Here is a 25,331-nt window from a genome sequence, read left to right as displayed (position 1 = left end):
CGAGGCGCCTCCCGCCGGGCCGGACCGTCCCGCGCCCCGGCGGTTACAGTCCCTGTATGAGCAAGCCCCGGTCGCTGGTGTTGCCTCCCCGTACCCGTGTCCGCCGCCTGGAGACCGCGCGCGGGCCGTTCGCCGTGCTCGACGCGGAGCCGGCCGGCGAGCGGCGCGGGACGGTGCTGCTGCTGCCCGGGTACACGGGCAGCAAGGAGGACTTCCTGGCCCTCCTGGAGCCGCTGGGCGAGGCCGGGTACCGGGCCGTGGCCGTGGACGGACGCGGGCAGAACGACACCCCGGGACCCCGGGGCCGGGCCGCCTACCGCCGCAGGGCGCTCGCGCTCGACGCGGTGGCGCAGGCCGCCGCCCTCGGCGACGGGCCCGTCCATCTGCTCGGCCACTCGTTCGGCGGCCTGGTGGCCCGCGCGGCGGTGGCGCTCGCGCCGGACGCCTTCCGCTCCCTCACCCTGCTCTCCTCGGGCGTCGGCCGGGTGTCCCGGCCGCAGCGGGTCCGGGTGCGGGCGCTGCGGACCGCGCTCGCGCTGCTGCCGAAGGACCGGGTGTGGCGGGCGATGTGCCGGCTGGACGGCCGGGGCGAGGAACCGGACACCGTCGACGTGCCGGAGGTCGCGGACTTCCTGCGGCGGCGGTGGGCGCGGACCCGGATCGCCCAGCTCAGGGGCGCCGGACGGCTGCTGCTCGACCGCCGGGACGGCACGGAGGAGCTGGTCGCGCTGCCGGCGCCGCTGCACTTCGCGTACGGGACGGACGAGATGGTCTGGTCGACGGCGGACCTCGCGGCGGCGGCGGCCCGTACCGGCGCGCACCACACGGTGATCGCGGGCGCGGGCCACTCCCCCAACGTGTCGCACCCCCGCGAGCTGGCGGACCGCCTCGTCGGCTTCTGGGAGCGGACGGCCGCGCCCGCCGGGGTCAGTACTGCGCCTTGAGGTGCTGCCAGAAGCCGTCCCGCAGGGCGCGCCGGAGCGGCGGGTGGCCGCGCAGGGAGCGGCTGAGCAGCCGCTCCGCCTCGACCAGGAGGTCCTGGTCGATCGTGCCGGGCAGGTAGGGCGCGCCGGGGAGGAGTTCGGCGAGCCGGTCGCGGCCCCGCTCCGCGATCCAGGTCGCCGCGATCCGGGCGCCGACGAAGCGCACCTCCTCGCGGGAGGGCGGCGGCTCGCCCTCGTTCTCGTACGTGGTGACGGGGCGGCGGGTGACGTACGGGCGGCAGAAGTCCAGGTCGAAGGTGCGCTGGCTGTCGACCTCCCAGAGCAGCGCCTCGGCCTGGTTGCGGCCCTCGGCGGCCTCGATGCCCCAGAGGTGGACGCGGGCGCCGTAGCCCTGGGCGGCCTCGACGGCGGAGACCAGGTCCTCGTCGCCGCCGACGAGGGCGGCGTCGCTGATGGCGCGGTGGCGGGCGAGGGACTCCAGGTCCGTGCGGATGAGGGAGTCGACGCCCTTCTGCTGGTTGTTGGCGTTGAGGTTGCCGAGGCGGACCTTGACGTCGGGGAGTTCGGCGATGGCCTGCTGGTCGGGGGTGTGGATGCGGCGCCGGGCGCCGTCGTACCAGTAGACGCGCAGCAGTCTGCTGTCCGCGAAGATCGTGCGGGCCTTGTCGATGAACGCGTCGATGAGTCCTTCCGCGTCGAGGTCGAAGGAGCGCCGGTCCTCGGTGCCCGTCACCAGCAACCCGGCCGCAGCATGGACGTAACCCGCGTCGACGAAGATGGCGTGGGTGGAGGGGGTCTTGGCGACCTCGGCCAGCATCCGTCGGAGGAGCTCGTTGGTGCGCTCCAGACGTGCGTCGAGTGCGCGCAGGCGGGCGTCGGTCTCGGTCACCTGGGTGGTGTCTGCGTCGTTCATACGCGGCTCATTGTCCGCTGCGGACGGAGTGGTCGCCACACCCCCTACCCACCGGTAGTTAGCCATCCGAAATTTTTCCTTAGCGTAAGGAATGTTTGCAGGATGCACGTCGTTGTACAGATCAGTAACGCAGTTCTCCACCAGGAGGATCAACTCAGACGAAGGGAGAAGCCCGTGCGCTTCGAAATCCTGCGACTCGACGACGTCGACGGCACGCCCGTCGACCGGACGGTCGTGGACGCCGCCTCCGTCAACCGGATCGTGCAGCAGGCCGCCTCTGTCGGCCAGCGCATCTGGATCCGCCCCGCCGAGACCTCGGCCTCGTAACAGGCCCGGTCCACCCCACGCACCGCGCCCCCGCACGGACTCCGCGACGACGGAATCCGTACGGGGGCGCAGTGGTGTCCGGGCCCGGGGCTCCCGGGACGGGACCGGGTCCCTCCGGGGTCAGGAGCCCCGGATCACCTGGGTGAGGCCGTTGATGATCTGCTGGACGGCGATGGCGGAGAGCATCATGCCCGCGAGCCGGGTCACCAGGACCACGCCGCCGTCCTTGATGATCCGGATGATCACCAGCGAGTACCGCATGGTCAGCCAGAGGACGACGTGCATGGCGGCGATGGCGGTCCAGACGGAGAGCTGCGCGGCCGCGCCGTCGGCGTGCTGCACGGCGAGGATGACCGAGACGATCGCGCCGGGCCCGGCGAGCAGGGGCATGCCGAGCGGCACGAGGGCGACGTTGACGTCCTTGGTCTGCTGGGGTTCGTCGGTCTTCCCGGTGAGCAGGTCGAGCGCGATGAGCAGCAGGAGCAGTCCGCCCGCGATCATCAGCGCGGGGACGGAGACGTGCAGGTACGCCAGGATCTGCTGGCCCATGACGCCGAAGACGGCGATGACGCCGAAGGCGACGGCGACGGCCTGCCAGGCCATCCGGCGCTGCACCTTGGCCGGGCGGCCGGAGGTGAGGGCGAGGAAGATCGGGGTGATCCCGGGAGGGTCCATGATCACGAAGAGGGTGAGGAACAGCGAGCCGAAGACGGCGACGTCGAACACGGTGGGGTGCCTTGCGGGAGAGGTGGAACGGTGGGGTGTGGCCCCGGGATCGGAATGCTGGATTCCGGCTCCGGGGCAGGGGCGGTGCCGTCCCCGTGCGGCGCGTGACCGCGCGGGGGACGGACCGGGAAGGGGCGGGAGCCTCCGTACGGGCCGGGGCGGCGGCCCACCGGCACGGCCGGGCACGGAACGGGGCGGCGGACCGCCCGCCCCCGGGACCGGCTCACGGGGAGACGGTCCCGGGGGACCCGGACCGGCCGGAACCGCCGGCCCGGAGCGCGCCGGGGAAGCGCCGCCGTCCGCCCGAGGGGCGAACGGGGCCTTGCGGAGTGCGCCCTAGGAGGCGGCCGGTCCCCCGGCGCCGGGGACCGGGAAGGCCCCCGCCGCCCGGCGGGTGATCTCGCCGTAGATCTCGGGGTCGGTGGTGTACTCGCCGAGGCGGCAGGTCTTGCGGCTGCCGTGGTAGTCGCTGGAGCCGGTGGTCAGCAGGCCCAGCTCCTTCGCGAGCCCGCGCAGCCGCGCCCGCGTCGCCTCGTCGTGGTCCATGTGGTCGACCTCCACGCCGTCGAGCCCGGCCTCGGCGAGCCGGGCTATCGAGGCTTCCGGCAGCACCCGGCCGCGCTTGGCGGCGAGCGGGTGGGCGAAGACGGTGACGCCTCCGGCCGCCTTGACGAGACGGATCGCCTCGACCGGGTCCAGCTCGTGCTTGCCGACGTGCGCCCGGCCGCCGTCGGCGAGCCAGTCGGGCGTGAAGGCGGCGGACACGTCCGGTACGACCCCGAGCTCGACCAGGGCCTCGGCCACGTGCGGGCGGCCCACGGAGCCGTCGCCGGCGATCCGGGCCACCTGCTCCCAGGTGACGGGGACGCCCAGCTCCCGGAGCTTGTCCACCATGGCGCGGGCGCGCGGCACCCGGTCGTCCCGGACGAGTTCGCGCTCGGCGAGGAGCGCCGGCTCCTCGGGGTCGAAGAGGTACGCGAGCAGGTGCAGACTGGTCCCGTCCATCCGGCAGGACAGCTCGGCCCCGGTGACGAGGGTCAGTCCGGCGGGCAGCGCGGCGACGGCCTCGGCGTGGCCGCGGGTGGTGTCGTGGTCCGTGAGGGCGACGACGTCGAGCCCGGCCGCGGCCGCGTTCCTGACCAGTTCGGCCGGGGTGTCCGTGCCGTCGGAGGCCGTGGAGTGGGTGTGCAGGTCGATGCGCACGACGCGGTGCTCCGGGGCTCGGGACGGACGGGGGACGCTTCAGCATAACGGGCGAATCGAACACACCCGTACGGAGACGCCCGGGCGGAACCGCCCCGCGACCGCGTCCGTACGGGCCCCGGACGCCGTCCGGGAAGGAGACCGGGCCCCTACCCCAGGAGCCTGGGCGTGAGCGCCCCGCACGGCAGCAGTTCGACCTCCGCGCCCGCGTCCCGCAGGTCGGTGAGGACCAGTTCGTCGTACATGAGGAGGCCCGACTGCTCCGGCCAGACGATCGCCCACAGCCACAGGCCGCGCGCCTCGCCCGCGAAGACCGCGCGGTCGTGCGGGGCGCCGCCGACGTGCCAGAGCGGGGTGGGGCGCCCGGCGGCGAGCACCTTCGTCTGGGGCGGCTTGTCGATGGCCAGTCCGGAGCCGGGGTCGGGGCCCTCGATGCCGGCGTACCGGGCGCCGAGGCCGACGCCCAGCTCCTCGGCGACCAGGAGCAGTTCCCCGATGCCGCCGAGCGGGCCCGGTCCCGTGCAGGCGACGGCGGTCGCGCGCCCGCCGCCGCGGTCGTCGCCGGCGTACGCGATCCCGGTGAAGAGCCAGCCGACGGGCAGGGGCCACGGCATCCACACCGGCACCCGGGAGCGATGCGCCACGACGCCGAGGGCCTCGACGCTGGGCGGGACGACGGGCTGGAGCGGGTGCACCGAGCCGTGCGCGTCGCACTGCCAGGAGTCTGCGAAGAGGCCGGGCGCCCTGACCCTGCCACCGCACTTAGGACAACGGGGTTCGCCCCTCATAGGGCTCAACGGTCCTACCGCTTCCGCCCCGCGTCAAGGACGACCCCGAACGATCACCCGTCCGGCACGGGCCGTCCACCCGCGCGCCCCTTCCGGCCGCCCCGGAGCCTTCCCGGGGAGCGGCCGGGGCCGGGCCGGAGGGCCCCGCCTGCCGTACGGTCCGGGGCGCCGGGCCGCGGGTCAGTCCAGCTCCACGGACCTGCGCAGCGGATCGCGCAGGTCCGTCCCCCGCGCCAGCCAGCGCTCCTCCAGGGCCCGCGCCCCGTGCACCCGCTTCCACGCCGCCTCGTTCGAGGTCATCGGCAGCAGCGGCAGGAACCGCACCGGGTCCCTCGGGGCGTCCAGCTCCAGGTCCTCCACCAGGCCGCCCGGCTCCGCCACGAGGACCGAGCCGAAGGGGGCGCCCGGCCAGAGCGGGCCGCCCACGTCGAGCGAGGCGCCGGGGGCCACGACCAGGCCCTCGACCTGCGGGGTGGCGGCGAGCACGGCGAGCGGGCGCAGCACCTTGTCGGTGTCGGCGAGGCCGCCCCGGACGGTGAGGACGAGTTCCGCGCGCGGGCCCTTCACCGGATCGGCGAGCGCGGAGGTCGGGTCGGCCATCGGCTGCGCGGACATCCCGAGGGTCGCGTACCGCACGAGATCGCCGTCGATGAAACGGAGCACCTCGATCCGGTCCGTGCCGAGGAACGTCACCGCGGCGCGCGCGTCCGGTTCCCCGAGGGCGGTCCGCAACCGGGCCTCGACCAGAGCAAGAACTTCTCCCATGAGTTGAGCATAAAGCGCGTATGGAACGGGCAAAACAAGGGATTGACCCTCTGTCGGCTGATAGTCTTGGCCGCTGGTCGGGCGTGCAGGATGGCCCGATCTCTCGTCACACGTCATCCCTCACGAGGGACCGGCCGGAGGAGGTGGGGCTGCGATGGACCGAAGTCGGTCGGGCAGTACCAACGGCTCTTCCGCCCCGCACCCGAGCCAGGTGCGTTCTTTCCTCCGGTGATTCCGGGTCTGCGTTCCCGTCGGTCCCGTCGGTTTTTTCGGTCCTTCCGGTTCTCCCGATCCGCACGGACCGCGTGACCCTCCTTCTCCGGCATCTCGCACGACGGAAGAGCATTTCGCCTTTGCCTGTCTGTAGCGAACGCCGTCACCGCGATCCCCCGGTGCCGCCCGCTTTGTGGACGACACAGCTCCACGTCCCCATTCCGGGCTGCGCCACGGTCGCCGACGGCCTCTCCGTGAAGGAGCATGCCCATGTCGATGATTCGTGACCTGCGCGCCGCCGTCCGCCCGAGCCTGCGGCACCCCCTGCGCAAGACCCCCACCACGTACACCGCGTACGACCCCACCCGCGACCACTCGGCCTCCACCGCCGTCGTGGACTGCGCCGTCTACCGCGACGGGCACCGGGTCGAGGACGGCGAGTGCCTCACGCCGCGCGGCGCGATGCAGCAGGTGCGGGAGAGCGGCGGCTTCGCCTGGATCGGCCTGCACGAGCCGACCGAGGCCGAATTCGCGGGCATCGCGGCCGAGTTCGGGCTGCACCCGCTCGCCGTCGAGGACGCCGTCCACGCCCACCAGCGGCCCAAGCTGGAGCGGTACGACGACACCCTCTTCACCGTCTTCAAGACGATCCACTACGTCGAGCACACCGAACTCACCGCGACCAGCGAGGTGGTCGAGACCGGTGAGGTGATGTGCTTCACCGGCCCCGACTTCGTCATCACCGTCCGGCACGGCGGCCAGGGCTCCCTGCGCAACCTCCGCCACCGCCTCCAGAACGAGCCGGAACTCCTCGCCAAGGGCCCCTCGGCCGTGCTGCACGCCATCGCGGACCACGTCGTGGACGGCTACATCGCGGTCGCGGACTCCGTCGAGCTGGACATCGACCAGCTGGAGATCGACGTCTTCTCGCCGGCCGTGAAGGGCTCCACGCGCGGCACCGACACCGGCCGGATCTACCAGCTCAAGCGCGAGGTCCTGGAGTTCAAGCGGGCCGTCACGCCGCTGGCGCGACCGCTGCAGCTCCTCAGCGAGCGGCCGATGCGGCTCGTGGACCCGGACATCCAGAAGTACTTCCGGGACGTCGCGGACCACCTCGCCCGCGTCCAGGAGCAGGTCGTCGGCTTCGACGAACTCCTCAACTCGATCCTCCAGGCCAACCTGGCGCAGGCGACCGTCGCGCAGAACGAGGACATGCGCAAGATCACCTCGTGGGCGGCGATCGTCGCCGTCCCCACGGCGGTCTGCGGGGTGTACGGGATGAACTTCGACCACATGCCGGAACTGCACTGGAGGTACGGCTACCCGATGGTGCTCACCGGCATCGTCGTGGTCTGCCTCACCATCCACCGCACGCTCAAGCGCAACGGCTGGCTGTAGCCCCCGCCCGGATCGATAGGCTGCCGCCATGACCGATCAGTCGCTCGGGCCCGCCCTCGTCGAGGAGGCCACCAAGAAGTCCGGCCTGGTGTGGGTGCGCGGCACCGGGCCCGCCCGCGCGCTGTGGCACGTCTGGCACGACGGCGCCGCGTTCGTGGTCGGCGACGGTCCCGGCGAGCAGCCGCTGCCGGGCCTGGTGGACGGCGGGACGGCCGGGGTGACCGTCCGCAGCAAGGACAAGGGCGGCCGGATCGTCGCCTGGACCGCCGCCGTGCGCGAACTCGCCCCCGGCACGGAGGAGTGGGACGCGGCCGTCGCGGAGCTGAAGGGCAAGCGGCTCAACGCGCCCGACGGCGAGGCGATGCCGGACCGCTGGGCGCGCGAGTGCCGGGTGCTGCGGCTCGACCCGCGCGAGGTCGCCGCGGAGCTGCCGGACGGCTCCCTGGCCGCCGTGCCGCTGCCGACGCCGGCCACGACCCGCCGCCCCGTGCCGGCCGCGCTGCCGCGCCTGCTCCTGAAGCGCCGCCGGCGGGGCTGAGCGTCCGGCCCCGCCTCAGGTCCGGGGGAGCTGCTTCCCGTAGTCCACGGTCTCCTCCTTGGAGGGCTCGGAGAGCGGGAACTCCTTGTCCCACTCGGAGAGCGTCACCATGCCCCCGCCCCCGCCCCGCGCGAAGCGCAAGGGGTACGGGGAGCCCTGCAGGGCCACGTCGAGGACGCCGCCCCCGCCGTCCGCCCCGCCCTTCACCTCGACCGCGCGGACCCCGCCGATCTGCGCCCGGCCGCCCTTGACCTTCTCGCCGTGCAGGCCGATCAGGCCGTCCAGGAGCGAGCCCATGTCGGTGAAGCCGCGCAGCTGCTTGTACGAGGGGTCGTCCCGCGGCACCTTCACGTACATGCCGCCGAGCTTGTCGGCGGCCTCGGCGTCCCGCTCCGTCGGCTCGCCGCCCTTGCCGTCGTGGGCCCAGAAGCCCGCGTCGGCCTTCAGGTAGAGCGCGTCGCCGACCCGCAGCAGCTCGAAGGTGCTGTTCTTCGTCGTCACCGAACCGGAGGCGCCGTCCTGCTTGAGGCGCATGTTCAGCGTGAAGGTGCCGCCCTTGCTGACCAGGGTCCCGGCCAGGCGGACCGACTTCGCGGTGTCCGCCGCCGCCCGCGCCTCGCGCTCGATCTCGGGCGCGGGGAGCGTGCCGACCCCGTTGGTCCCCTCGTCCGGGTCGGGGTCGGCGGCGCAGGCTCCGAGTCCCGCCACCAGCCCGGCGCAGAGCACCAGGGGCGCGAGGACCCGGCGGATACGCGACGACGGGGTACGGACGGTCATCTGCGCGGCCTCTCGTGTCGTGCGGGCTACGGGCCGGGGCCCGTACGGGGTGCCGGGACCGGGCCCCTGCGGGCGGAAGGGCGGGGTCCGGCGCGCGACCGGTACCGGGGGTTTCGGTTCCGGTACCGGGGTAACAGCAGACCGCAGCGTACCCGGGCCGGACGGGGGACCTCACGGGCAGCCGTACGGGGGCGCTGCCGGAGCGGGCCGGAACGGCACGGGCTAGCCTGAACCGGTGGGCCCCGCGATCACCGGCGGGGCGCTGTGAGGACTCGAATCGTGCGGCACCGAGGAGGCGCGTGGCATGGCGGCAGGCGCCCCCCGGATCTTCGTCTCCCACCTCGCGGGGGTCCCCGTCTTCGACCCCGTCGGCGACCAGGTCGGCCGGGTCAGCGACCTGGTGGCCATGCTCCGGGTCGGCCCCCGCCCGCCGCGTCTGCTCGGGATGGTCGTGGAGGTGCTGAGCCGCCGCCGGGTCTTCGTCCCGATGACCAGGATCACCGGCGTCGCGTCCGGCCAGGTCATCACCACCGGCGTGGTCAACATGCGCCGCTTCGAGCAGCGCCCCACCGAACGGCTCGTGCTCGGCGAGCTCCTCGACCGGCGGGTGCGGCTCGTGGGGGCCGACGGCCGGGAGGGCGAGGAGGTCACCGTCCTCGACATCGCCATCCAGCAGCTGCCCGCCCGCCGCGACTGGGAGATCGACAAGGTCTTCGTGCGGCGCGGCAAGGGCGGGGCGCTGCGGCGCAAGGGCGAGACGCTGACCGTGGAGTGGTCGGCCGTCTCCGGCTTCTCCCTGGAGGAGCACGGGCAGGGCGCCGAGAACCTGCTCGCCACCTTCGAGCGGCTGCGCCCCGCCGACCTGGCCAACGCCCTGCACCACCTCTCCCCCAAGCGGCGCGCCGAGGTGGCCGCGGCCCTCGACGACGACCGGCTCGCCGACGTCCTCGAAGAGCTGCCGGAGGACGACCAGATCGAGATCATCGGCAAGCTGAAGGAGGAGCGGGCGGCCGACGTCCTGGAGGCGATGGACCCGGACGACGCGGCCGACCTGCTCTCGGAGCTGCCCGAGGAGGACCAGGAGCGGCTGCTCACCCTGATGCGGCCGGACGACGCGGCCGACGTGCGCCGTCTCCTGGCGTACGAGGAGCGCACGGCGGGCGGCCTGATGACGACGGAGCCGATCGTGCTGCGGCCGGACGCGACCGTCGCGGACGCCCTGGCCCGGGTCCGCCAGCAGGACCTGTCGCCCGCGCTCGCCGCGCAGGTGTACGTGTGCCGGCCGCCGGACGAGACGCCGACCGGCAAGTACCTGGGCACGGTGCACTTCCAGCGGCTGCTGCGGGACCCGCCGTTCACGCTGGTCGGCGCGCTCGTGGACAGCGACCTGCCGCCGCTCGGGCCGGACACCCCGCTGCCCGCCGTCACCAGCTACCTCGCCGCGTACAACATGGTCGCCGCGCCCGTCGTGGACGAGAGCGGCTCGCTGCTCGGCGCGGTGACCGTCGACGACGTACTGGACCACCTGCTGCCGGACGACTGGCGGGAGACCGAGTTCCACGTGGAGGAGGAGGCGGGACATGGCCGCTGAACGCGCGCAGGAGCGGGAGCGCGACCGGGCCGTGTCCCGCATCCGGCTCGACGTCCCGCTCGAACGGCGGGCCAGGCTGCTGCCGCAGTACGACCCCGAGGCGTTCGGGCGCATGTCGGAGCGGATCGCGCGGTTCCTGGGGACGGGTCGGTTCCTGGTCTGGATGACCCTGACGATCGTGATCTGGGTGCTGTGGAACATCTTCGCGCCGGCGCCGCTGAAGTTCGACGAGTACCCGTTCATCTTCCTGACGCTCGCGCTGTCCCTCCAGGCTTCGTACGCGGCACCGCTGATCCTGCTCGCCCAGAACCGCCAGGACGACCGGGACCGCGTCAACCTCGAACAGGACCGCAAGCAGAACGAGCGGTCGATCGCGGACACCGAGTACCTGACGCGGGAGATCGCGGCGCTGCGCATGGGCCTCGGCGAGGTCGCGACGCGCGACTGGATCCGCTCGGAACTCCAGGACCTGGTGAAGGAGCTGGAGGAGCGCCGGGACCTGTTCCCGTCCGGCGACACCCGGAGAAGTGACGTACCCGACCGTTGACAGACCTTTCATGGGCCGGTGGTCGGCGCCGTACCATCATCGGTATGGCTACGGAAGACGCGGTGTTCGAAGCACTGGCGACGGTGAACGACCCCGAGATCAACAAACCGATCACCGAACTCGGCATGGTCAAGTCGGTGGAGATCGAACAGGACGGCAGGGTCGCCGTCACGGTCTACCTGACCGTCGCCGGCTGCCCCATGCGCGACACCATCACCCGGCGGGTGACCGAGGCCGTGACCCGGGTCGAGGGCGTCACCGCCGTCGACGTCACGCTCGACGTCATGGGCGACGAGCAGCGCAAGGAGCTGGCGGCGGCGCTGCGCGGCACGGGCGCCGAGCGCGAGGTGCCCTTCGCCAAGCCCGGCTCGCTGACCCGGGTGTACGCGGTGGCCTCCGGGAAGGGCGGTGTCGGCAAGTCCTCCGTGACCGTGAACCTGGCGGCCGCGATGGCCGCCGACGGGCTGAAGGTCGGTGTCGTGGACGCTGACATCTACGGCCACAGCGTGCCCCGGATGCTGGGCGCGGACGGCCGTCCGACCCAGGTCGAGAACATGATCATGCCGCCGTCCGCGAACGGCGTGAAGGTCATCTCCATCGGCATGTTCACCCCGGGCAACGCGCCCGTGGTGTGGCGCGGCCCGATGCTGCACCGCGCGCTCCAGCAGTTCCTCGCGGACGTGTACTGGGGCGACCTGGACGTCCTCCTGCTCGACCTGCCCCCGGGCACCGGCGACATCGCCATCTCGGTCGCGCAGCTCGTGCCGAACGCCGAGATCCTGGTCGTCACCACCCCGCAGCAGGCGGCGGCCGAGGTCGCGGAGCGGGCCGGTTCGATCGCCGTCCAGACGCACCAGAAGATCGTCGGCGTCGTGGAGAACATGGCGGGCCTGCCGTGTCCGCACTGCGACGAGATGGTGGACGTGTTCGGCACCGGCGGCGGGCAGAGGGTCGCGGACGGCCTGACGCGGACCACGGGCGCGACGGTGCCGGTCCTCGGCTCGATCCCGATCGACGTGCGGCTGCGCGAGGGCGGCGACGACGGCAGGCCGGTCGTCCTGTCCGCCCCGGAATCCCCCGCGGGCGCGGCGCTGCGCGCGATCGCCGGCAAGCTGGGCGGCCGGCAGCGGGGCCTGTCGGGCATGAGCCTGGGCATCACGCCGCGCAACAAGTTCTGATCCGGGAAGGGCGCTCCCCGTCGAGGGGGCGCCCTTTCGCGTACCTGGGCGCGCCGGGACGGCTCAGGCGTACGCGTCCAGGTCCTTGATCTGCGCGAACCCCAGTCCGTACGCGCTCATCCCCCGCCCGTACGCCCCCAGGTGCACGCCCGCCGCCGAGCCGGCCAGGACCCAGCCGAACTCGGTCTCGCGGTAGTGGAACGACGCCGGTGACCCGTCCACGGGCAGCGAGAGGGTCGTCCAGGCGGGCCCGTCGAGGTCGTCGGCGAGTTCGAAGGCCGTCTCGGTCTGCTGGTTCAGCCAGTTGTCCCGCGTCATGTGGTCGAGCGAGGGGGGCCAGGTGTGCACGAGCAGTCCGGAGCCGGCCAGCCAGGCGGCGGAGGAGACCGTGGTGGCGTCGAGGACGCCCGTCCCGTCACCCGTCCGCCGGACCGGGCTCGCCGCGACCGTCACGACGACGGCGAAACGCTCCTTCTCCGCCGTGCTCGCGTCCGTCTTCACCGACGGGGCCACGCCGTGCCCGGTCGAGCCGTGCTGCACGCTGCCGTCCGCCGCCGTGCCGACCTGCATGAGCCAGCGCGGCCCGGTGAACGCCTCGTCGAGGCCGTACCAGGCGAAGGGCGCCCGCAGGTAGCCCTCGTCGGCGCGCCGGGCCACGGACACGCGCTCCGCCCGTCTCGTGGTCTCCATCTCGACCGCCTCCTCGTTCCGTCAACAGAGGGAGGATAGCCACCGGGACCCGCCGGAGCGGTGACGGCCCGTCGTCAGGTCGCGTCGGAGTCGTACGAAGGGCGTCCGCCGGCGTCCGGCTCGTCCCGCTTCCTGAGGAGGTCGGGAGCGGCACCGGCAGAGCCGTTGACGGCTCCGTTGACGGCGGAGGGCTCGCGGCCGTGGACCGCGTCGGCGACCTCGTTCATCTCCTTCTTGAGGTCGAAGGTGCCCCGCAGCTCCTTGAGCTCCTTGAGGTCCTCGTTGGTCTCCAGCTGCTTGCGGAGGAACGTCTTGGGGTTGAGGTCCTCGAACTCGAAGTCCTTGAACTCGGGACCCAGCTCGCTGCGGATGTCCGCCTTCGCGCTGTCGGAGAAGTCGCGGACCTTCCGGATGAAGCGCGAGACGTCCTGGATCACCTTCGGGAGCTTGTCCGGCCCGAAGACGAGCACGGCGAGGACGACGAGCGTCACCAGCTCGAGTGCGCCTATGTCGCTGAACACCTGGTAGCTCCTTAACACCGGTCCGGGCCCGGTCCACGGTACCCGCCCGAACCACCGGGCGGGTACCTCGCGGTGTCCGTCACATGGCGCTCAGGTGCCCTGCGAGGAGCCGAGCGTCAATGTCTTCGTCAGCTCCCTGCCGTCGCGGGTCAGGGTGAGCTCCAGCCGGTCGCCGGGGCGGTGGGCGCGGATCTTCACGATCAGCTCCTCGCCGTTGTGCACCCGCTGGCCGTCGACCTTGGTGATGACGTCGCCGGGCCGGAGCCCCGCCCCGGCGGCCGGACCGCCGGGCGTGACGGAGGCGGTCCCGTCCTTGCCCTTCTCCCCGACGCGGGCGCCGTCGCCGTTGAACTGCATGTCGAGGCTGACCCCGATGACCGGGTGGACCGCCTTGCCGGTGTTGATCAGCTCCTCGGCGACGCGCTTGCCCTGGTTGATCGGTATGGCGAAGCCGAGGCCGATGGAGCCGGGCTGGCCCGCGCCCTCGCCGGCGCCGGAACCGCCGGCCGCGCGGATCGCGCTGTTGATGCCGATGACCCGGCCCCGGGAGTCGAGGAGCGGGCCGCCGGAGTTGCCGGGGTTGATGGGGGCGTCGGTCTGGAGGGCGTCGACGTAGCTGACGTCGCTGCCGTCGCCCTTCTCGCCGCCGGCGGTGATCGGGCGCTCCTTGGCGCTGATGATGCCGGAGGTGACGGTGTTGGAGAGGTCGAAGGGGGCGCCGATGGCGACGACCGGGTCCCCGACGCGGACGTTGTCGGAGTTGCCCAGCGGCAGCGGCCTGAGGCCGGAGACACCGGTGACCTGGACGACGGCCAGGTCGTAGCCGGTGTCCTTGCCGATGAGCTTGGCGCGGGCGGTCTCGCCCCCGGCGAAGGTCACCGAGATGTCCCCGGAGGACCGGGCCCCGTCGACGACGTGGTTGTTGGTGAGGATGCGGCCCTTGGTGTCCAGGACGAAGCCGGTGCCGGTGCCGGACGAACCGCCGCCCTTGACGTGCAGGGTGACCACGCCGGGCAGGGCGCCGGCGGCGATCCCGGCCACGCTCTCCGGGGCGCGCCCGGTGTCCCCGGCCCCGGCCTGGGGCAGTTCGACGGTGGTGAGCCCGCCGTTGCGCTCGACGTACGCGCCGATGCCGCCGCCGATGACGCCGGTGACGAGGGCGAAGAGGAGCGCTCCGACGACGGCGAGGCCCTTGCGGGACTTCTTCCCGGCGGGAGCGGGCGGCAGCCCGGCGCCGCCGACGCCCCAGGGGTCGTACTGCACCCAGGGCGCGGGGCCCTGGGGGTGCGGCTGCGGATGGGGCTGGGCGTGCGGGTGGGGGTGGGGGTGGGGCTGCGGGTGCGGCGGGGTCTGCGGGTGGGGCTGCTGCGGCGGCACGGGGGCCGGGGGCCGCTGCACGGGCGGGGCGGGCGCCCACGGGCCGGGCTCGCCGTAGGGGGGCGTCCGGTACTCGTCGGGTGCGTGCAGGGGCCCGGCGGCGGCCTGTCCCTGCGGGGCGGGCGCCTCGGACGGGGGCGCGGGGGCGGGCGCCTGCGCCGGGAGGACGGGCGCGGGTGCTTCCGACGGTGCTTCCGCCGGGGGAGCGGGCGCGGGCGCCCCGTCCCGGGACTCCGCCCCGGCCGTCGCGACGGCGGGGGCGGCCTCCGGGACGGGGGGCGCGGTCTTGGTCATCGTGACGGCGGGCGCGGGGTCCTGCGGCCCGGCGGCGGGCGCGGTCACCGGCGGGGCGCCCGCCGACGCCGGGCTGTCGCCGGGCTCTTCACCCGTCAACGCCCGGTCGTCCGGCTGCGAATCCGTCGGCACCGGGCTCTCCGGGGCCGGGGGCCCCGGCACCGAGCCCTCCGGAGCCGGGGGCGTCGACGTCGGGGATGTCGGCGCCGGAGATGCCGGCGTCGGGGATGCCGGCGCCGGCCCCTCCGAGACCGGGGGTTCCGACACCGGGGGTTCCGACACCGGGCCGTCCGGCGCCGCAGGCTCCGTTCCGGTCACGGTCTCCGGGGACGGTTCCCGGTGCCCCGCCGGAGGCTCCGGCGGGGTGGCCGGCTGCGGCGCGGGCAGCGGGAAGTCGCCGTCACCGGACGGCGGCGGCGTGGGTATGCGCGCCGCCTCCGGCGCGTTCGACTGCCGACTCCACCAGTTCGGCTTCCCGTTGTTCATGCTCTCCCCGCAACCGCTGACCCGGCCGCACCCCTGGTCGGGCGCCGCTGTCCCTGGATTCAATCAGGTCGCGGGTCAGCGGGGGGAGCCCAGCGGCCCGGTCGTCGCGCCCGTCGCCGCGGCGGCCCCGGGGCCGAAGGCCGACCGGAGGGCCGGGGTCGGCCGTACGAACGGGGAAAGGGCGAGTAGGGAGGGCGAAGCCGGGTACGAGAGCCGCACGGCCGCCGCCGGGGCGGCGAAGGAGCGCGGCGCGTCCGGCGGGACCGCGCCCGACGGGACCGTGCCGAGGACCGCGGACGTCACCGGACCGTGCGGGAACGCGGTCGGGGTCGTCGCGGCGAGCGGAGCCGCCGCGACCGACTGGGCGCCGCCGGACCGCTCGCCGGACCGCGCGCCGCGCGTGACCGGCACACCGGTGCCGCCGGCACCGCCCCCGGTGGTGCGGAGCGGGGTGACGGCGCTGCCCGTGCCCTGCGCGCCGCGTCCGCTCGCGCTCACCGAACTGTCCACGGGCAGGGTGCCGCCGAGCGCTATGGCGGCGAACGAGACGGCGCTGGCCGCCACGAAGGCGAAGCGCCGCCCGCGCCCGGAGCCCCGGTCACCGACCTCGTGTATCCGGAAGCCGTGGCCGGGACGCCCGGAGTGCGGGGTGACGACCGCCGCCGTGGCGAAGCCGTCCGACGTCATCCCGCTCCCGAGGAACCCTTCGAGGGGGCTTTTCGACCTCCCGAAGCCCCCGGGACTCCCGGGGCCCCCGCCTCCCGGCTCGCCGGAGCCACCCGGAAGCCCCTGGAGGCGTGCGAGGAAGCCCTCGGAGGGCGGTGGGGGCGCCGCGGAGGCGAAGAGGTTCTTGACGGTGCGCTGCGCGTCGGCCTCCGCCTTGCAGCGCGCGCAGGTCGCCAGGTGGGCGAGGACCCGCTCCCGGGCGTCGTGGCCGAGTTCGCCGTCGACGAGCGCGGCCAGGCGGTCACCGAGGTGCTGCTCCGCGGGAGAGGGAGGCGGAGAGGGGGGGAATGTGCCGCTCACGCCGTGCCCCCCTCCCATCCGACGGAGGCGAGCGCACGCTCCGCCCGTGCCTCGGGCGAGCGGTGCTTGAGCGCCTTGCGGAGGTGGGAGCGGCCGCGGTGGATGCGGCTGCGGACCGTGCCGAGCTTCACGTCGAGGGTCGCGGCGATCTCCTCGTACGACAGGCCCTCGATGTCGCAGAGGACCACGGCGGCGCGGAACTCGGGCGCGAGGGTGTCGAGGGCCTGCTGCACGTCGGCGTCGAAGTGCGTGTCGTTGAAGACCTGCTGCGGCGAGGGCTCGCGGCTGGGCAGCCGCTCGGCGGCGTCGTCGCCGAGCGCGTCGAAGCGGATCCGCTGCTTGCGCCGGACCATGTCGAGGAAGAGGTTGGTGGTGATGCGGTGCAGCCAGCCCTCGAAGGTGCCCGGCGTGTACGTCGACAGCGAGCGGAAGACGCGGACGAAGACCTCCTGGGTGAGGTCTTCGGCGTCGTGCTGGTTGCCGGTGAGGCGGTAGGCGAGGCGGTAGACCCGGCCACTGTGCGTGCTGACGATCTCCTCCCACGTGGGAGGGGTCCACGCCTGCGATTCCGCATCCGGGGCGAAGGTCGCGGTGGCGGGAGCGGAGTCGGCGGTGCGGGAACGGTCAGCGGTGTCGGTCACGGATTTCGGCTCACCCGCCGACCCGAGAAGACGCCGAAGCACTCCTCCCCGATCCACAGGCGCAGCCGCACCTCCCCTGTCGGCTCTGGTGGTGTCCAGCGGAGCCCCTACCATAACCACCTCGCCCGTTAGTTCCGGATAAGAATCTTTACGCGAATTTGAGACCGGGTCGCCCGGCTGGCGCCGTCGCGTCCCTCCCCTGGTGAACGCCCGGTCCCATCTGCGGGTTCCCGTCGGCAGCGGATACAGTCACCGTTGCGTCAACTACGGGGACAGGAGAGGGCCATTACCGCCAACCGGCAGACGAGCTGGGCGTTCGCCGACGCCTTTGTCGCCGAGGACGAAGCGTTGCGCTGGGCCCGGGAGCGGGCCCGGGAGGCAGGGCTCCCCTCGGTGTCGCCGGGCACCGGCGGGGCGCTGCGCCTGCTCGCCGCGACGGCGGACGCCAAGGCGGTGGCGGAGATCGGGACCGGCACGGGCGTGTCGGGCATCTATCTGCTGCTCGGCATGCGGCCGGACGGGGTCCTGACGACGGTGGACCTCCAGCCGGAGCGCCAGCAGCTGGCGAAGACGGCCTTCCGGGCGGCGGGCTTCGCGGGAAACCGGGCCCGGTTCATCCCCGGCCGCGCCCTGGACGTGCTGCCCCGGCTCGCGGACGGCGGGTACGACCTCGTGTTCTGCGACGGCGACCGGCTGGAGTACCTGGACTACCTCGCCGAATCGTTGCGTCTGCTGCGGCCCGGGGGGCTGGTCTGTTTCGAGGGCGTCTTCGCGGACGGGCGCACGATCGACTCGTCGGCGCAGCCGGCGGAGGTCCAGCGGGTCCGCGAGCTGCTGCGGACCGTGCGGGAGTCCCCGGAGATGGTCTCCTCGCTGCTGCCGGTGGGCGACGGCCTCCTGTGCGCGGTGCGCCGGGGCTGACCCGGGCCCGCTCCCCCGCCGTACGCGCCGACAACGCCGCACGGACCGGCAACGCCGCACGGACCGGCAACGCCGCACGGACCGGCAACGCCGCACGGACCGGCAACGCCGCACGGACCGGCAACGCCGTACGCGCCGGGAGCACCGCACGGACCGGGAACGCCCGGGGGCCGGAAACACCGCTGCCCCGGTACGGCGGGCCGTGACCGGGGCAGCGGTGGAAAATCTGGAGAGAGGGTCAGCCGACGACCTTCTTGAGGGCGTCGCCCAGTGCCTCGGCCTCGTCCGGGGTCAGCTCGACGACAAGCCGACCGCCGCCTTCGAGCGGAACGCGCATGACGATGCCCCGCCCCTCCTTGGTCACCTCGAGCGGGCCGTCACCCGTCCGCGGCTTCATGGCCGCCATGCTTGTTCCCCTTCCTGAAACCAGCCCATCAACAACCGGGCAGCTCCTTGATGCGGAGCACGCGTCACCGGCTTCGAACACATTGCTTCCAGGTCATTATCCCGCATGGCAGGACCCGATGACCAACATCGCATGGCATCGCTTGCGCAACGCGCTCTCTCATAACCCCACATTTCGGTGGTCTGCCTGCGATACTTCGCCGCCCGGCGTTCGGCGCACCGCCCCGGGCCTCCGGCGTCTTTGACGCAGCTCACATGTGTGCCGGGGGTGATTTCCGCCATGCTGTGCTGGTCAATCACGCGACGAGGCGGAGGAAACCCGATGGCCGACACGGTGCTGTACGAAGTGGGCGACGGACTCGCCACCATCACGCTCAACCGGCCCGAGGCCATGAACGCGCTGAACATCGCGACCAAGGTGGCCCTCCGGGACGCGGCGGAGACGGCCGCCTCGGACCCCGCCGTACGGGCCGTGCTGCTCACGGCGGCCGGCGACCGGGCCTTCTGCGTCGGCCAGGACCTGAAGGAGCACGTGGAGCTGCTGCGGGCCGACGAGGAGTCCGGCACGCACGAGACCATGAACACGGTCCGGGACCACTACAACCCGATCACCCGGGCGCTGGCCGGCATGCGCAAGCCGGTCGTGGCGGGCGTGAACGGCGTCGCGGCGGGGGCGGGCTTCGGTTTCGCGCTCGCGGCGGACTACCGGGTGGTCGCGGACACGGCCTCCTTCAACACCTCCTTCGCGGGGGTCGCGCTCACCGCCGACTCGGGCGTGTCGTGGACGCTCCCCCGGCTGATCGGCGCGAGCCGCGCCTCCGACCTGCTGCTCTTCCCGCGCTCGGTCCGCGCGCAGGAGGCGTACGAGCTGGGCATCGCGAACCGCGTGGTGCCGTCCGCCGACCTCGCCGCCGAGGCCGCGAAGGTGGCCCGCGCCCTCGCGGACGGCCCGACGCTGGCGTACGCGGCCCTGAAGGAGTCCCTGGCGTACGGGGCGGACCACTCGCTGTCCGAGGCCCTGGACAAGGAGGAGGAGCTCCAGGCCCTGGCGGGCGCGTCGGAGGACCACACGATCGCGGTCCGCGCCTTCGTCGCCAAGGAGAAGCCCCGCTACCTGGGCCGCTGAGCCTCCGCCGGGGCGGTCCGCCGGCCGCCCCGGGCCGCGCACTCCGCCAGGTGGTCGTCGACCAGGCCGCACGCCTGCATGAGGGCGTAGGCCGTGGTGGGGCCGACGAAGCGGATCCCGCGCTTCTTGAGGGCCTTGGAGAGGGCCGTGGACTCGTCGGTGACCGCCGGGACGTCGGAGAGCGTGCGCGGGGCCGGGCGGCCCTCCGGGTCGGGGGCGTGGGACCAGATCAGGGCGTCGAGTTCGCCCGGCTCCCAGCCCGCGAGCAACTTCGCGTTGGCGAGGGTGGCGTCGATCTTGGCGCGGTTGCGGATGATGCCCGGGTCGGCGAGCAGCCGTTCCCGGTCCGCCTCGCCGAAGGCGGCGACGGCGGCGATGCCGAAGCCGGCGAACGCCCGCCGGAAGCCCTCGCGGCGGCGCAGGATCGTGATCCAGGAGAGGCCCGACTGGAACGCCTCCAGGGAGAGCCGTTCGAAGAGGGCGTCGTCGCCGTGGACCGGGCGGCCCCACTCGCCGTCGTGGTACGCCACGTAGTCCTCGGCCGACAGGCCCCAGGGGCAGCGGGGCAGCCCGTCCGGGCCGGTGACCGTTCCGCCGGCCGTCACGGGCGGTCGCCTTCCGCGCCACCGGAACCGGCGTCGGTTCCGGGGCCGGTGTCAGTGCCGGGGCCGGGGCCGGGGTCGGAGACGAAGCCGGGGGCGGAGCCGCGGCCGGTGCCGAGCCCCGCGCCCGCGAGCGCCTCCTCCAGCTCCGCGATCCGGGCGTCCCGCTCGGCGAGTTCGGCGCCCAGGCGGACCAGCACGTCGTCCACGTCCACCATCCGGTAGCCCCGGGCGGCCACCGGGAGGCGCAGCGCCTCGACGTCGGCGCGGTCGACCGGCCGGGCGGCCGGCAGGGGGTCGACCAGCTGCTCGGGCGCCACCTCGGGCAGCACCTCCCCGTCGCCGCCGACCACGGCCAGGGTCACCGCGGCCACGACCACGACCATCGTGATGAGCAGAAACCAGAACACCTGCGCGCCTCTTCCCGGAGTGGAAACCGTCCCGTGCCGATCGTGCCATGCGTCACCGACGGTTAGGGTCGCAGGCGAACGGACGCGAGGGAGGACAAAAGGGATGCTGCGCTTGGGACGGCGTGAATTCGGGCCGCACGAACCGGTGGTCATGGCGATCGTGAACCGGACCCCGGACTCCTTCTACGACCGGGGCGCGACCTTCCTGGACGAGCCGGCGCTCGCCCGGGTCGAACGGGCCGTGGCCGAGGGGGCGGCGATCGTCGACATCGGCGGGGTGAAGGCGGGCCCCGGCGAGGAGGTGTCGGCCGAGGAGGAGGCGCGGCGCACGGTCGGTTTCGTCGCGGAGGTCCGCAGGCGCCACCCGGACGTGGTGATCAGTGTGGACACCTGGCGGGCGGAGGTCGGCGAGGCGGTGTGCGAGGCGGGCGCGGACGTCCTGAACGACGCGTGGGGCGGGGTCGATCCACGGCTCGCGGAGGTGGCCGCGAAGTACGGGGCGGGGCTGGTCTGCACGCACGCGGGGGGCGCCGAGCCGCGGACCCGGCCGCACCGGGTGGAGTACGAGGACGTGATGGCCGACGTCCTGCGGGTGACCGTGGGCCTGGCGGAGCGGGCGGTGGAGCTGGGGGTGCGCCGGGACGGCATCATGATCGACCCGGGCCACGACTTCGGGAAGAACACCCGGCACAGCCTGGAGGCGACCCGGCGGCTCGGGGAGATGACGGAGACGGGCTGGCCGGTGCTCGTGTCGCTGTCCAACAAGGACTTCGTGGGCGAGACGCTGGACCTCCCGGTGCGGGAACGACTGCTCGGCACCCTCGCGACGACGGCCGTCTCGGCGTGGCTGGGCGCGCGGGTGTACCGGGTGCACGAGGTCGCGGAGACGAAGCAGGTCCTGGACATGGTGGCGTCCATCGCGGGTCACCGGCCCCCGGCGGCGGCCCGGCGCGGGCTGGCGTAGGGGTCGCCCGGGAGGGGGCGCCGCGTCCGGCGCCCCCCGCGCCCGGCCCTACTTGCCGGTCTCCTTCGTCACCAGCGCCACGGCCTCGTCCACGTCGTCCGTGACGTGGAAGAGCAGCAGGTCCTGCTCCGCCGCCTTGCCGCCCGCGACGACCGAGTCCCGCAGCCAGTCCACGAGGCCCTTCCAGTACTCCGTCCCGAACAGGACGATCGGGAAGCGGGTGACCTTGCGGGTCTGGACCAGGGTGAGCGCCTCGAAGAGCTCGTCGAGGGTGCCGAGGCCGCCGGGCAGGACGACGAACCCCTGGGCGTACTTCACGAACATCGTCTTCCGGACGAAGAAGTACCGGAAGTTCATGCCGATGTCGACGTACGGGTTGAGCCCCTGCTCGAAGGGGAGCTCGATGCCCAGCCCCACCGAGACGCCCCTGGCCTCGCTGGCCCCCTTGTTGGCCGCCTCCATGGCGCCCGGACCGCCGCCCGTGACGACCGCGAAGCCGGCCTCCACGAGCGCCCGGCCGAGCCGTACGCCCGCCTCGTACTCGGGCGAGTCGGGCTTCGTGCGGGCCGAGCCGAAGACGCTGATCGCGCTCGGCAGCTCGGCGAGGGCGCCGAAGCCCTCGACGAACTCGGACTGGATGCGCATGACCCGCCAGGGGTCGGTGTGCACCCACTCCGAGTCGCCCTCGGTGTCGAGCAGCCGCTGGTCCGCCGTGCCCGGCTGGATCTGGTCCCCGCGCCTGAGCACCGGGCCCTGACGCTGCTCCTCGGGCTTCGCCACTCCCTCGGGAATGCCCATGACCTGCTCCCTCCGCCGACCGGCGGTCCACCGGGACCGCCCACTGATCTTCTGGTCCGGTCAGGGTAGGACGACGGAGGTGACGAAACGCGAAATTACGGGAGTCGGGCGGTCAGCCAGTCGCGGAGCCGCGCCTCGCAGTGGTGGATCCGCTCCACGGCGACGTGCTCGTCCCGCTTGTGCGCGTACATGGGATCGCCGGGCCCGTAGTTGACGGCGGGGACGCCGAGGGCGCTGAAGCGGGAGACGTCGGTCCAGCCGAACTTGGGGTGCGCGCTGCCGCCGACGGCCTTCATGAACGCCTCGGCCGCGGGGTGGGAGAGGCCGGGCAGGGCGCCGGGGCTCTCGTCTTCCACGACGAGTTCGGCGACGCCGCAGTCCGCGAAGACCTCCCGGACGTGGGCCAGGGCCTCGGCCGGGGAGCGGTCGGGCGCGTAGCGGTAGTTGACGGTGACGGAGCAGGCGTCGGGGATGACGTTGGTGGCGACGCCGCCCTCGATCGCCACGGCGTTGAGGCCCTCGTGGTACTCCAGGCCGTCGACGACCGGCCTGCGCGGCTCGTACGCGGCGAGGCGGGCGAGGATCGGGGCGGCGGCGTGGACGGCGTTGGAGCCCATCCAGGAGCGGGCGGAGTGGGCGCGCTCGCCGGCGGTGCGCAGGACGACGCGGAGCGTGCCCTGGCAGCCGCCCTCGACCTGGCCGTCGGAGGGTTCGAGGAGGACCGCGAAGTCGCCCTCCAGCCAGTCGGGGTGCGCGGCGGCGATCTTGCCGAGGCCGTTCAGGTCGGCGGCGACCTCCTCGTTGTCGTAGAAGACGAAGGTGAGGTCGCGGTTGGGCTCGGGGACGGTCGCGGCGATCCGGAGCTGCACGGCGACGCCGGACTTCATGTCGGAGGTGCCGCAGCCCCACAGGACGCCGTCCGCGTCGAGCCGCGAGGGCACGTTGTCGGCGATCGGCACGGTGTCGATGTGGCCGGCGAGGACGACCCGCTCCGCACGGCCGAGGCGGGTGCGGGCGACGACGTTGTTGCCGTACCGGTCCACGGTGAGGTGCGGCAGCGCGCGCAGGGCCCGCTCGATCGCGTCCGCGAGCGGCTTCTCGGTCCCGCTGACGGACGGCAGGTCGACGAGGTCGGCGGTGAGCGCCGCCCCGTCCCGGGAGAGGTCGAGAAGGGCTTCGGGCGGGGTGATGTCAGCCATGTGCCGACCCTAACCCGGCCTCCAGTACGGTGGGCCCGTGTCCCAGCCCAGCCGTCCCGTCCGCCGTGGCCTCCTGGCCCGTTCCGCGGCCTCCCTCGCCGCCCTCCTCGGTGTCGCCTCGTACCTGGCCTTCCACCAGTTGACGGGCAGCATGGGCACGCCCCGGTGCAGCGTGGGCAGCGGTGACCAGCGGTACGAGTTCACTCCGGAGCAGGCGTCCAACGCGGCGACGATCTCGGCCGTGGGCACCTCCCGGGGGCTGCCGGAGCGGGCGGTGACGATCGCACTGGCGACGGCGCTCCAGGAGTCGGGGCTGCGGAACCTGGACCACGGCGACCGGGACTCGCTCGGCCTCTTCCAGCAGCGGCCGTCGCAGGGCTGGGGGACGCCCGCGCAGATCATGGACCCGTTCCACGCGGCGGGGAAGTTCTACGAGGGCCTGGAGGAGATCCCGGGGTACTCGCGGATGCCGCTGACGGCGGCGGCCCAGAAGGTGCAGCGGAGCGGTTTCCCGCAGGCGTACGCGAAGCACGAACCGGACGCCGCGCTGCTCGCCGCCGCCCTGACGGGCCGGACGCCGGCGGGTCTGTCCTGCACGGCGAGCACGACGGAGGGCCCGCCGGGCGATCCGGAGCGGGTGCGCACGGAGCTGGTGCGGGCGTTCGGCCGGGAGGCGGCTCCGACGGTGGCGACGGGCCGTCCGGGCACGGGCCGGTCGGCGCCAGGTTCCCCGGTGCTCGTGGTGCCGGTGCGGCAGGCGGGCGGTCCGGGGGCCGGTGCGGCCGAGCGGCACGGCTGGGAGCTGGCGCAGTGGGCGGTGGCGCGGGCGGACGACCTGCGCGTCGCGGAGGTCTCCTACCGGGACCGGGTGTGGCGCGCGGACGACCACGGCGGGGGCTGGTCGAGGAACCCGGGCGGACCGGCGGCGGGCGGCGACGCGGTACGCGTACGGCTGGCGCGGTAGCCGGACGGGACGCGGCGACCGGTGGCGCGCGGCGACCGGGCCCGTGACGCGCGGGCGCACGGCGACCGGCGAACCCACGACACGCGGGGCACGGCGACCGGCGTGGGGCGGGGCGACCGGCGGGCCCGTGGGGCGCGGCGCGGCGACCGGCGGGCCCGCTCCCCGGCTCCGCGCCGCGCACCGAACCGAACGCCTCCGGGCCGTTCGTGCGCCTTCCCCGGCGGTCGGCTCCGCCCGCGCGACGGCCGAACGCCCCCGTACGCCCGTTCTCCTCCTCGCCCGTCCGGGGCACGGTCCCGGCCCGCGCCCCGGAGGATTCCGGATGTCTTCGACGCGCTCGCCCGGGGCTCCGGCCCACCCCTCCCGTCCCCTTGCGCGACAAGAGAAGTGACGGTTCGGCAGGCGTCCGCGCAAGGGGGCCTTCGTCCGCTTTCCTCCCGGCCGACAATACGACGCATTACCCATTCTTTACCTTCCGACTCCGCAACCTCCCCCGCCCCGGGGCCGGTTGTCACTGCGTCCGAACCCACTCGTCGCACCTCGCCGAAGGAGCACCATGTCCCTCCCCCTGACCCGCCGGATCGCCCGCGCCGCCCTTCTCCTCGCGGCCGGCGCAGCCCCCGTGGTCGGTGCGGCCGGCTCCGCGAGCGCCCTCGACCACCTCGCGCCGGCCGGCGCCCTCGGCGGTCTGACCGCCCTGGACGTCGCCGACGCGGACGCCACCGTCGACGGCGCCACCCGGACCACCGCCGACGCCGTCGGCACGACCCTCCCCGCCGCCGGCGAGTCCGTGGGCGCGGCCGGCGGGACCGCCGCCCCGGTGGCCCGGAAGACGGCCGACGGCGCGGGCGAGGCCCTCGGCAGGACCGCCGGCACCGCCACCGCCGGCCCGGCGGGCGACGCCCTGGCCGGCGGCCTCGGCAACCTGCCCCTCGGCTGACGCGCGCGGTACGCGGGAGGGCCCCGGAGAGCGGATGCTCTCCGGGGCCCTCCCGTCGT

The 25,331-nt window shown here is 74.0% G+C and carries 28 protein-coding genes; 12 read left to right on the top strand and 16 right to left on the bottom strand.

Annotation, left to right across the window (positions count from 1 at the left end):
* The first annotated feature begins 56 nt into the window (after positions 1-56).
* Positions 57-944, top strand: coding sequence for an alpha/beta hydrolase (locus tag ACZ6AQ_RS14480; RefSeq protein WP_468760110.1), 888 nt, complete (start codon positions 57-59; stop codon positions 942-944).
* Here ACZ6AQ_RS14480 and ACZ6AQ_RS14475 read toward each other — a convergent pair.
* On the bottom strand, positions 928-1,857 hold the full coding sequence (locus tag ACZ6AQ_RS14475) for an NYN domain-containing protein (RefSeq protein ID WP_388693547.1): 930 nt from the start codon (positions 1,855-1,857) through the stop codon (positions 928-930). The two genes, ACZ6AQ_RS14480 and ACZ6AQ_RS14475, sit on opposite strands and share 17 nt — an antisense overlap.
* Positions 1,858-2,031: 174 nt before the next feature.
* Here ACZ6AQ_RS14475 and ACZ6AQ_RS14470 point away from each other — a divergent pair, with 174 nt between their 5' ends.
* Positions 2,032-2,184 carry a hypothetical protein gene (locus tag ACZ6AQ_RS14470; RefSeq protein WP_388693545.1) on the top strand — a complete coding sequence of 51 codons (153 nt, stop codon included), beginning with the start codon at positions 2,032-2,034 and terminating at the stop codon, positions 2,182-2,184.
* Positions 2,185-2,304: 120 nt separating this feature from the next.
* Here ACZ6AQ_RS14470 and ACZ6AQ_RS14465 read toward each other — a convergent pair whose 3' ends face one another.
* The 4 genes from ACZ6AQ_RS14465 to ACZ6AQ_RS14450 form a co-directional block, all read right to left on the bottom strand.
* Complete coding sequence (locus ACZ6AQ_RS14465; protein ID WP_468760109.1) at positions 2,305-2,910, bottom strand: MarC family protein; 606 nt, start codon at positions 2,908-2,910, stop codon at positions 2,305-2,307.
* Positions 2,911-3,246: 336 nt separating this feature from the next.
* A complete protein-coding gene (locus tag ACZ6AQ_RS14460; RefSeq protein WP_468760108.1) occupies positions 3,247-4,113 on the bottom strand; it encodes a PHP domain-containing protein in 867 nt (288 codons plus the stop codon).
* Between the two features lie 149 nt (positions 4,114-4,262).
* Positions 4,263-4,901 (bottom strand): DUF6758 family protein, encoded by a 639-nt coding sequence (locus ACZ6AQ_RS14455; RefSeq protein ID WP_468760107.1) that lies wholly within the window; start codon positions 4,899-4,901, stop codon positions 4,263-4,265.
* A gap of 180 nt (positions 4,902-5,081) precedes the next feature.
* The gene (locus ACZ6AQ_RS14450; protein ID WP_388693537.1) at positions 5,082-5,666 is read right to left on the bottom strand and encodes a suppressor of fused domain protein; all 585 of its coding nucleotides are present in this window, start codon (positions 5,664-5,666) and stop codon (positions 5,082-5,084) included.
* Positions 5,667-6,149: 483 nt separating this feature from the next.
* Here ACZ6AQ_RS14450 and ACZ6AQ_RS14445 point away from each other — a divergent pair, with 483 nt between their 5' ends.
* Positions 6,150-7,277, top strand: a complete 1,128-nt coding sequence (locus ACZ6AQ_RS14445) for a magnesium and cobalt transport protein CorA (protein ID WP_468760106.1) — start codon at positions 6,150-6,152, stop codon at positions 7,275-7,277.
* Positions 7,278-7,305: 28 nt separating this feature from the next.
* Complete coding sequence (locus ACZ6AQ_RS14440) at positions 7,306-7,815, top strand: hypothetical protein (RefSeq protein ID WP_468760104.1); 510 nt, start codon at positions 7,306-7,308, stop codon at positions 7,813-7,815.
* A gap of 15 nt (positions 7,816-7,830) precedes the next feature.
* Here ACZ6AQ_RS14440 and ACZ6AQ_RS14435 read toward each other — a convergent pair whose 3' ends face one another.
* Positions 7,831-8,592 carry a hypothetical protein gene (locus ACZ6AQ_RS14435; protein ID WP_468760102.1) on the bottom strand — a complete coding sequence of 254 codons (762 nt, stop codon included), beginning with the start codon at positions 8,590-8,592 and terminating at the stop codon, positions 7,831-7,833.
* A gap of 304 nt (positions 8,593-8,896) precedes the next feature.
* Between ACZ6AQ_RS14435 and ACZ6AQ_RS14430 the strand changes: the two genes are divergently transcribed.
* From ACZ6AQ_RS14430 to ACZ6AQ_RS14420, 3 genes are read left to right on the top strand one after another with little or no spacing between them, the layout of a single operon-like run.
* Entirely contained in the window at positions 8,897-10,183 is a 1,287-nt protein-coding gene (locus ACZ6AQ_RS14430; protein WP_468760101.1) for a magnesium transporter MgtE N-terminal domain-containing protein, read from the top strand.
* Positions 10,173-10,730 (top strand): DUF1003 domain-containing protein, encoded by a 558-nt coding sequence (locus tag ACZ6AQ_RS14425; RefSeq protein ID WP_468760099.1) that lies wholly within the window; start codon positions 10,173-10,175, stop codon positions 10,728-10,730. Before ACZ6AQ_RS14430 ends, ACZ6AQ_RS14425 begins: the two co-directional genes overlap by 11 nt.
* A 44-nt stretch (positions 10,731-10,774) precedes the next feature.
* The gene (locus ACZ6AQ_RS14420; protein WP_468760098.1) at positions 10,775-11,908 is read left to right on the top strand and encodes an Mrp/NBP35 family ATP-binding protein; all 1,134 of its coding nucleotides are present in this window, start codon (positions 10,775-10,777) and stop codon (positions 11,906-11,908) included.
* Between the two features lie 63 nt (positions 11,909-11,971).
* On the opposite strand, the gene ACZ6AQ_RS14415 is transcribed toward ACZ6AQ_RS14420, so the two are convergent.
* The 5 genes from ACZ6AQ_RS14415 to sigE all read right to left on the bottom strand — a co-directional run bounded on the left by ACZ6AQ_RS14415 (position 11,972) and on the right by sigE (position 17,057).
* On the bottom strand, positions 11,972-12,598 hold the full coding sequence (locus tag ACZ6AQ_RS14415; protein ID WP_468760097.1) for a hypothetical protein: 627 nt from the start codon (positions 12,596-12,598) through the stop codon (positions 11,972-11,974).
* Between the two features lie 74 nt (positions 12,599-12,672).
* The gene (locus tag ACZ6AQ_RS14410) at positions 12,673-13,119 is read right to left on the bottom strand and encodes a sec-independent translocase (protein ID WP_468760095.1); all 447 of its coding nucleotides are present in this window, start codon (positions 13,117-13,119) and stop codon (positions 12,673-12,675) included.
* A gap of 90 nt (positions 13,120-13,209) precedes the next feature.
* Positions 13,210-14,922 carry a S1C family serine protease gene (locus ACZ6AQ_RS14405; protein WP_468760094.1) on the bottom strand — a complete coding sequence of 571 codons (1,713 nt, stop codon included), beginning with the start codon at positions 14,920-14,922 and terminating at the stop codon, positions 13,210-13,212.
* A 429-nt stretch (positions 14,923-15,351) separates the two neighbouring features.
* On the bottom strand, positions 15,352-16,302 hold the full coding sequence (locus ACZ6AQ_RS14400; RefSeq protein WP_468760092.1) for an anti-sigma factor family protein: 951 nt from the start codon (positions 16,300-16,302) through the stop codon (positions 15,352-15,354).
* Entirely contained in the window at positions 16,299-17,057 is a 759-nt protein-coding gene (gene sigE / locus ACZ6AQ_RS14395) for an RNA polymerase sigma factor SigE (RefSeq protein WP_388693522.1), read from the bottom strand. Before sigE ends, ACZ6AQ_RS14400 begins: the two co-directional genes overlap by 4 nt.
* 141 nt (positions 17,058-17,198) lie before the next feature.
* On the opposite strand from sigE, the gene ACZ6AQ_RS14390 reads away from it, so the two are divergent.
* The gene (locus ACZ6AQ_RS14390) at positions 17,199-17,864 is read left to right on the top strand and encodes an O-methyltransferase (RefSeq protein ID WP_468760091.1); all 666 of its coding nucleotides are present in this window, start codon (positions 17,199-17,201) and stop codon (positions 17,862-17,864) included.
* A gap of 238 nt (positions 17,865-18,102) precedes the next feature.
* Here ACZ6AQ_RS14390 and ACZ6AQ_RS14385 read toward each other — a convergent pair whose 3' ends face one another.
* The gene (locus tag ACZ6AQ_RS14385; protein WP_009997451.1) at positions 18,103-18,270 is read right to left on the bottom strand and encodes a DUF3117 domain-containing protein; all 168 of its coding nucleotides are present in this window, start codon (positions 18,268-18,270) and stop codon (positions 18,103-18,105) included.
* A gap of 321 nt (positions 18,271-18,591) precedes the next feature.
* Between ACZ6AQ_RS14385 and chcB the strand changes: the two genes are divergently transcribed.
* Positions 18,592-19,395, top strand: coding sequence for a 2-cyclohexenylcarbonyl CoA isomerase (gene chcB, locus ACZ6AQ_RS14380; RefSeq protein WP_468760090.1), 804 nt, complete (start codon positions 18,592-18,594; stop codon positions 19,393-19,395).
* Here chcB and ACZ6AQ_RS14375 read toward each other — a convergent pair.
* A complete protein-coding gene (locus ACZ6AQ_RS14375; protein WP_468760088.1) occupies positions 19,380-20,000 on the bottom strand; it encodes a DNA-3-methyladenine glycosylase I in 621 nt (206 codons plus the stop codon). The genes chcB and ACZ6AQ_RS14375 overlap by 16 nt on opposite strands.
* Positions 19,997-20,407 (bottom strand): hypothetical protein, encoded by a 411-nt coding sequence (locus ACZ6AQ_RS14370; protein WP_468760087.1) that lies wholly within the window; start codon positions 20,405-20,407, stop codon positions 19,997-19,999. Before ACZ6AQ_RS14370 ends, ACZ6AQ_RS14375 begins: the two co-directional genes overlap by 4 nt.
* 103 nt (positions 20,408-20,510) lie before the next feature.
* On the opposite strand from ACZ6AQ_RS14370, the gene folP reads away from it, so the two are divergent.
* Entirely contained in the window at positions 20,511-21,371 is an 861-nt protein-coding gene (gene folP / locus ACZ6AQ_RS14365) for a dihydropteroate synthase (protein WP_468760086.1), read from the top strand.
* Positions 21,372-21,419: 48 nt separating this feature from the next.
* On the opposite strand, the gene ACZ6AQ_RS14360 is transcribed toward folP, so the two are convergent.
* Positions 21,420-22,169: an LOG family protein gene (locus ACZ6AQ_RS14360; RefSeq protein WP_468760084.1), complete on the bottom strand. Its 750-nt coding sequence runs from the start codon at positions 22,167-22,169 to the stop codon at positions 21,420-21,422.
* 95 nt (positions 22,170-22,264) lie between these two features.
* A complete protein-coding gene (gene dapE, locus ACZ6AQ_RS14355) occupies positions 22,265-23,368 on the bottom strand; it encodes a succinyl-diaminopimelate desuccinylase (RefSeq protein WP_468760082.1) in 1,104 nt (367 codons plus the stop codon).
* A 37-nt stretch (positions 23,369-23,405) separates the two neighbouring features.
* On the opposite strand from dapE, the gene ACZ6AQ_RS14350 reads away from it, so the two are divergent.
* Both ACZ6AQ_RS14350 and ACZ6AQ_RS14345 read left to right on the top strand, forming a co-directional pair.
* Entirely contained in the window at positions 23,406-24,332 is a 927-nt protein-coding gene (locus ACZ6AQ_RS14350; protein ID WP_468760080.1) for a VldE C-terminal domain-containing protein, read from the top strand.
* A 556-nt stretch (positions 24,333-24,888) separates the two neighbouring features.
* Positions 24,889-25,272 (top strand): ATP-binding protein, encoded by a 384-nt coding sequence (locus ACZ6AQ_RS14345; protein ID WP_468760078.1) that lies wholly within the window; start codon positions 24,889-24,891, stop codon positions 25,270-25,272.
* Positions 25,273-25,331 lie beyond the last annotated feature (59 nt).

Source organism: Streptomyces sp. NPDC041191 (assembly GCF_055591945.1).
Note: the sequence above shows the minus strand (reverse complement) of the source record. Positions and strands in the feature narration are given on the sequence as shown.

Excerpts from the sequence above, each read along its gene's own strand:
- ACZ6AQ_RS14430 (WP_468760101.1), top strand. The coding sequence starts at position 8,897 with ATGGCGGCAGGCGCCCCCCGGATCTTCGTCTCCCACCTCGCGGGGGTC.
- ACZ6AQ_RS14345 (WP_468760078.1), top strand. The coding sequence starts at position 24,889 with ATGTCCCTCCCCCTGACCCGCCGGATCGCCCGCGCCGCCCTTCTCCTC.
- ACZ6AQ_RS14480 (WP_468760110.1), top strand. The coding sequence starts at position 57 with ATGAGCAAGCCCCGGTCGCTGGTGTTGCCTCCCCGTACCCGTGTCCGC.
- ACZ6AQ_RS14425 (WP_468760099.1), top strand. The coding sequence starts at position 10,173 with ATGGCCGCTGAACGCGCGCAGGAGCGGGAGCGCGACCGGGCCGTGTCC.
- chcB (WP_468760090.1), top strand. The coding sequence starts at position 18,592 with ATGGCCGACACGGTGCTGTACGAAGTGGGCGACGGACTCGCCACCATC.
- ACZ6AQ_RS14475 (WP_388693547.1), bottom strand. The coding sequence starts at position 1,857 with ATGAACGACGCAGACACCACCCAGGTGACCGAGACCGACGCCCGCCTG.
- ACZ6AQ_RS14445 (WP_468760106.1), top strand. The coding sequence starts at position 6,150 with ATGTCGATGATTCGTGACCTGCGCGCCGCCGTCCGCCCGAGCCTGCGG.
- dapE (WP_468760082.1), bottom strand. The coding sequence starts at position 23,368 with ATGGCTGACATCACCCCGCCCGAAGCCCTTCTCGACCTCTCCCGGGAC.
- ACZ6AQ_RS14450 (WP_388693537.1), bottom strand. The coding sequence starts at position 5,666 with ATGGGAGAAGTTCTTGCTCTGGTCGAGGCCCGGTTGCGGACCGCCCTC.
- ACZ6AQ_RS14415 (WP_468760097.1), bottom strand. The coding sequence starts at position 12,598 with ATGGAGACCACGAGACGGGCGGAGCGCGTGTCCGTGGCCCGGCGCGCC.
- ACZ6AQ_RS14435 (WP_468760102.1), bottom strand. The coding sequence starts at position 8,592 with ATGACCGTCCGTACCCCGTCGTCGCGTATCCGCCGGGTCCTCGCGCCC.
- ACZ6AQ_RS14385 (WP_009997451.1), bottom strand. The coding sequence starts at position 18,270 with ATGGCGGCCATGAAGCCGCGGACGGGTGACGGCCCGCTCGAGGTGACC.
- ACZ6AQ_RS14455 (WP_468760107.1), bottom strand. The coding sequence starts at position 4,901 with ATGAGGGGCGAACCCCGTTGTCCTAAGTGCGGTGGCAGGGTCAGGGCG.
- ACZ6AQ_RS14420 (WP_468760098.1), top strand. The coding sequence starts at position 10,775 with ATGGCTACGGAAGACGCGGTGTTCGAAGCACTGGCGACGGTGAACGAC.
- folP (WP_468760086.1), top strand. The coding sequence starts at position 20,511 with ATGCTGCGCTTGGGACGGCGTGAATTCGGGCCGCACGAACCGGTGGTC.
- sigE (WP_388693522.1), bottom strand. The coding sequence starts at position 17,057 with ATGGTAGGGGCTCCGCTGGACACCACCAGAGCCGACAGGGGAGGTGCG.
- ACZ6AQ_RS14360 (WP_468760084.1), bottom strand. The coding sequence starts at position 22,169 with ATGGGCATTCCCGAGGGAGTGGCGAAGCCCGAGGAGCAGCGTCAGGGC.
- ACZ6AQ_RS14440 (WP_468760104.1), top strand. The coding sequence starts at position 7,306 with ATGACCGATCAGTCGCTCGGGCCCGCCCTCGTCGAGGAGGCCACCAAG.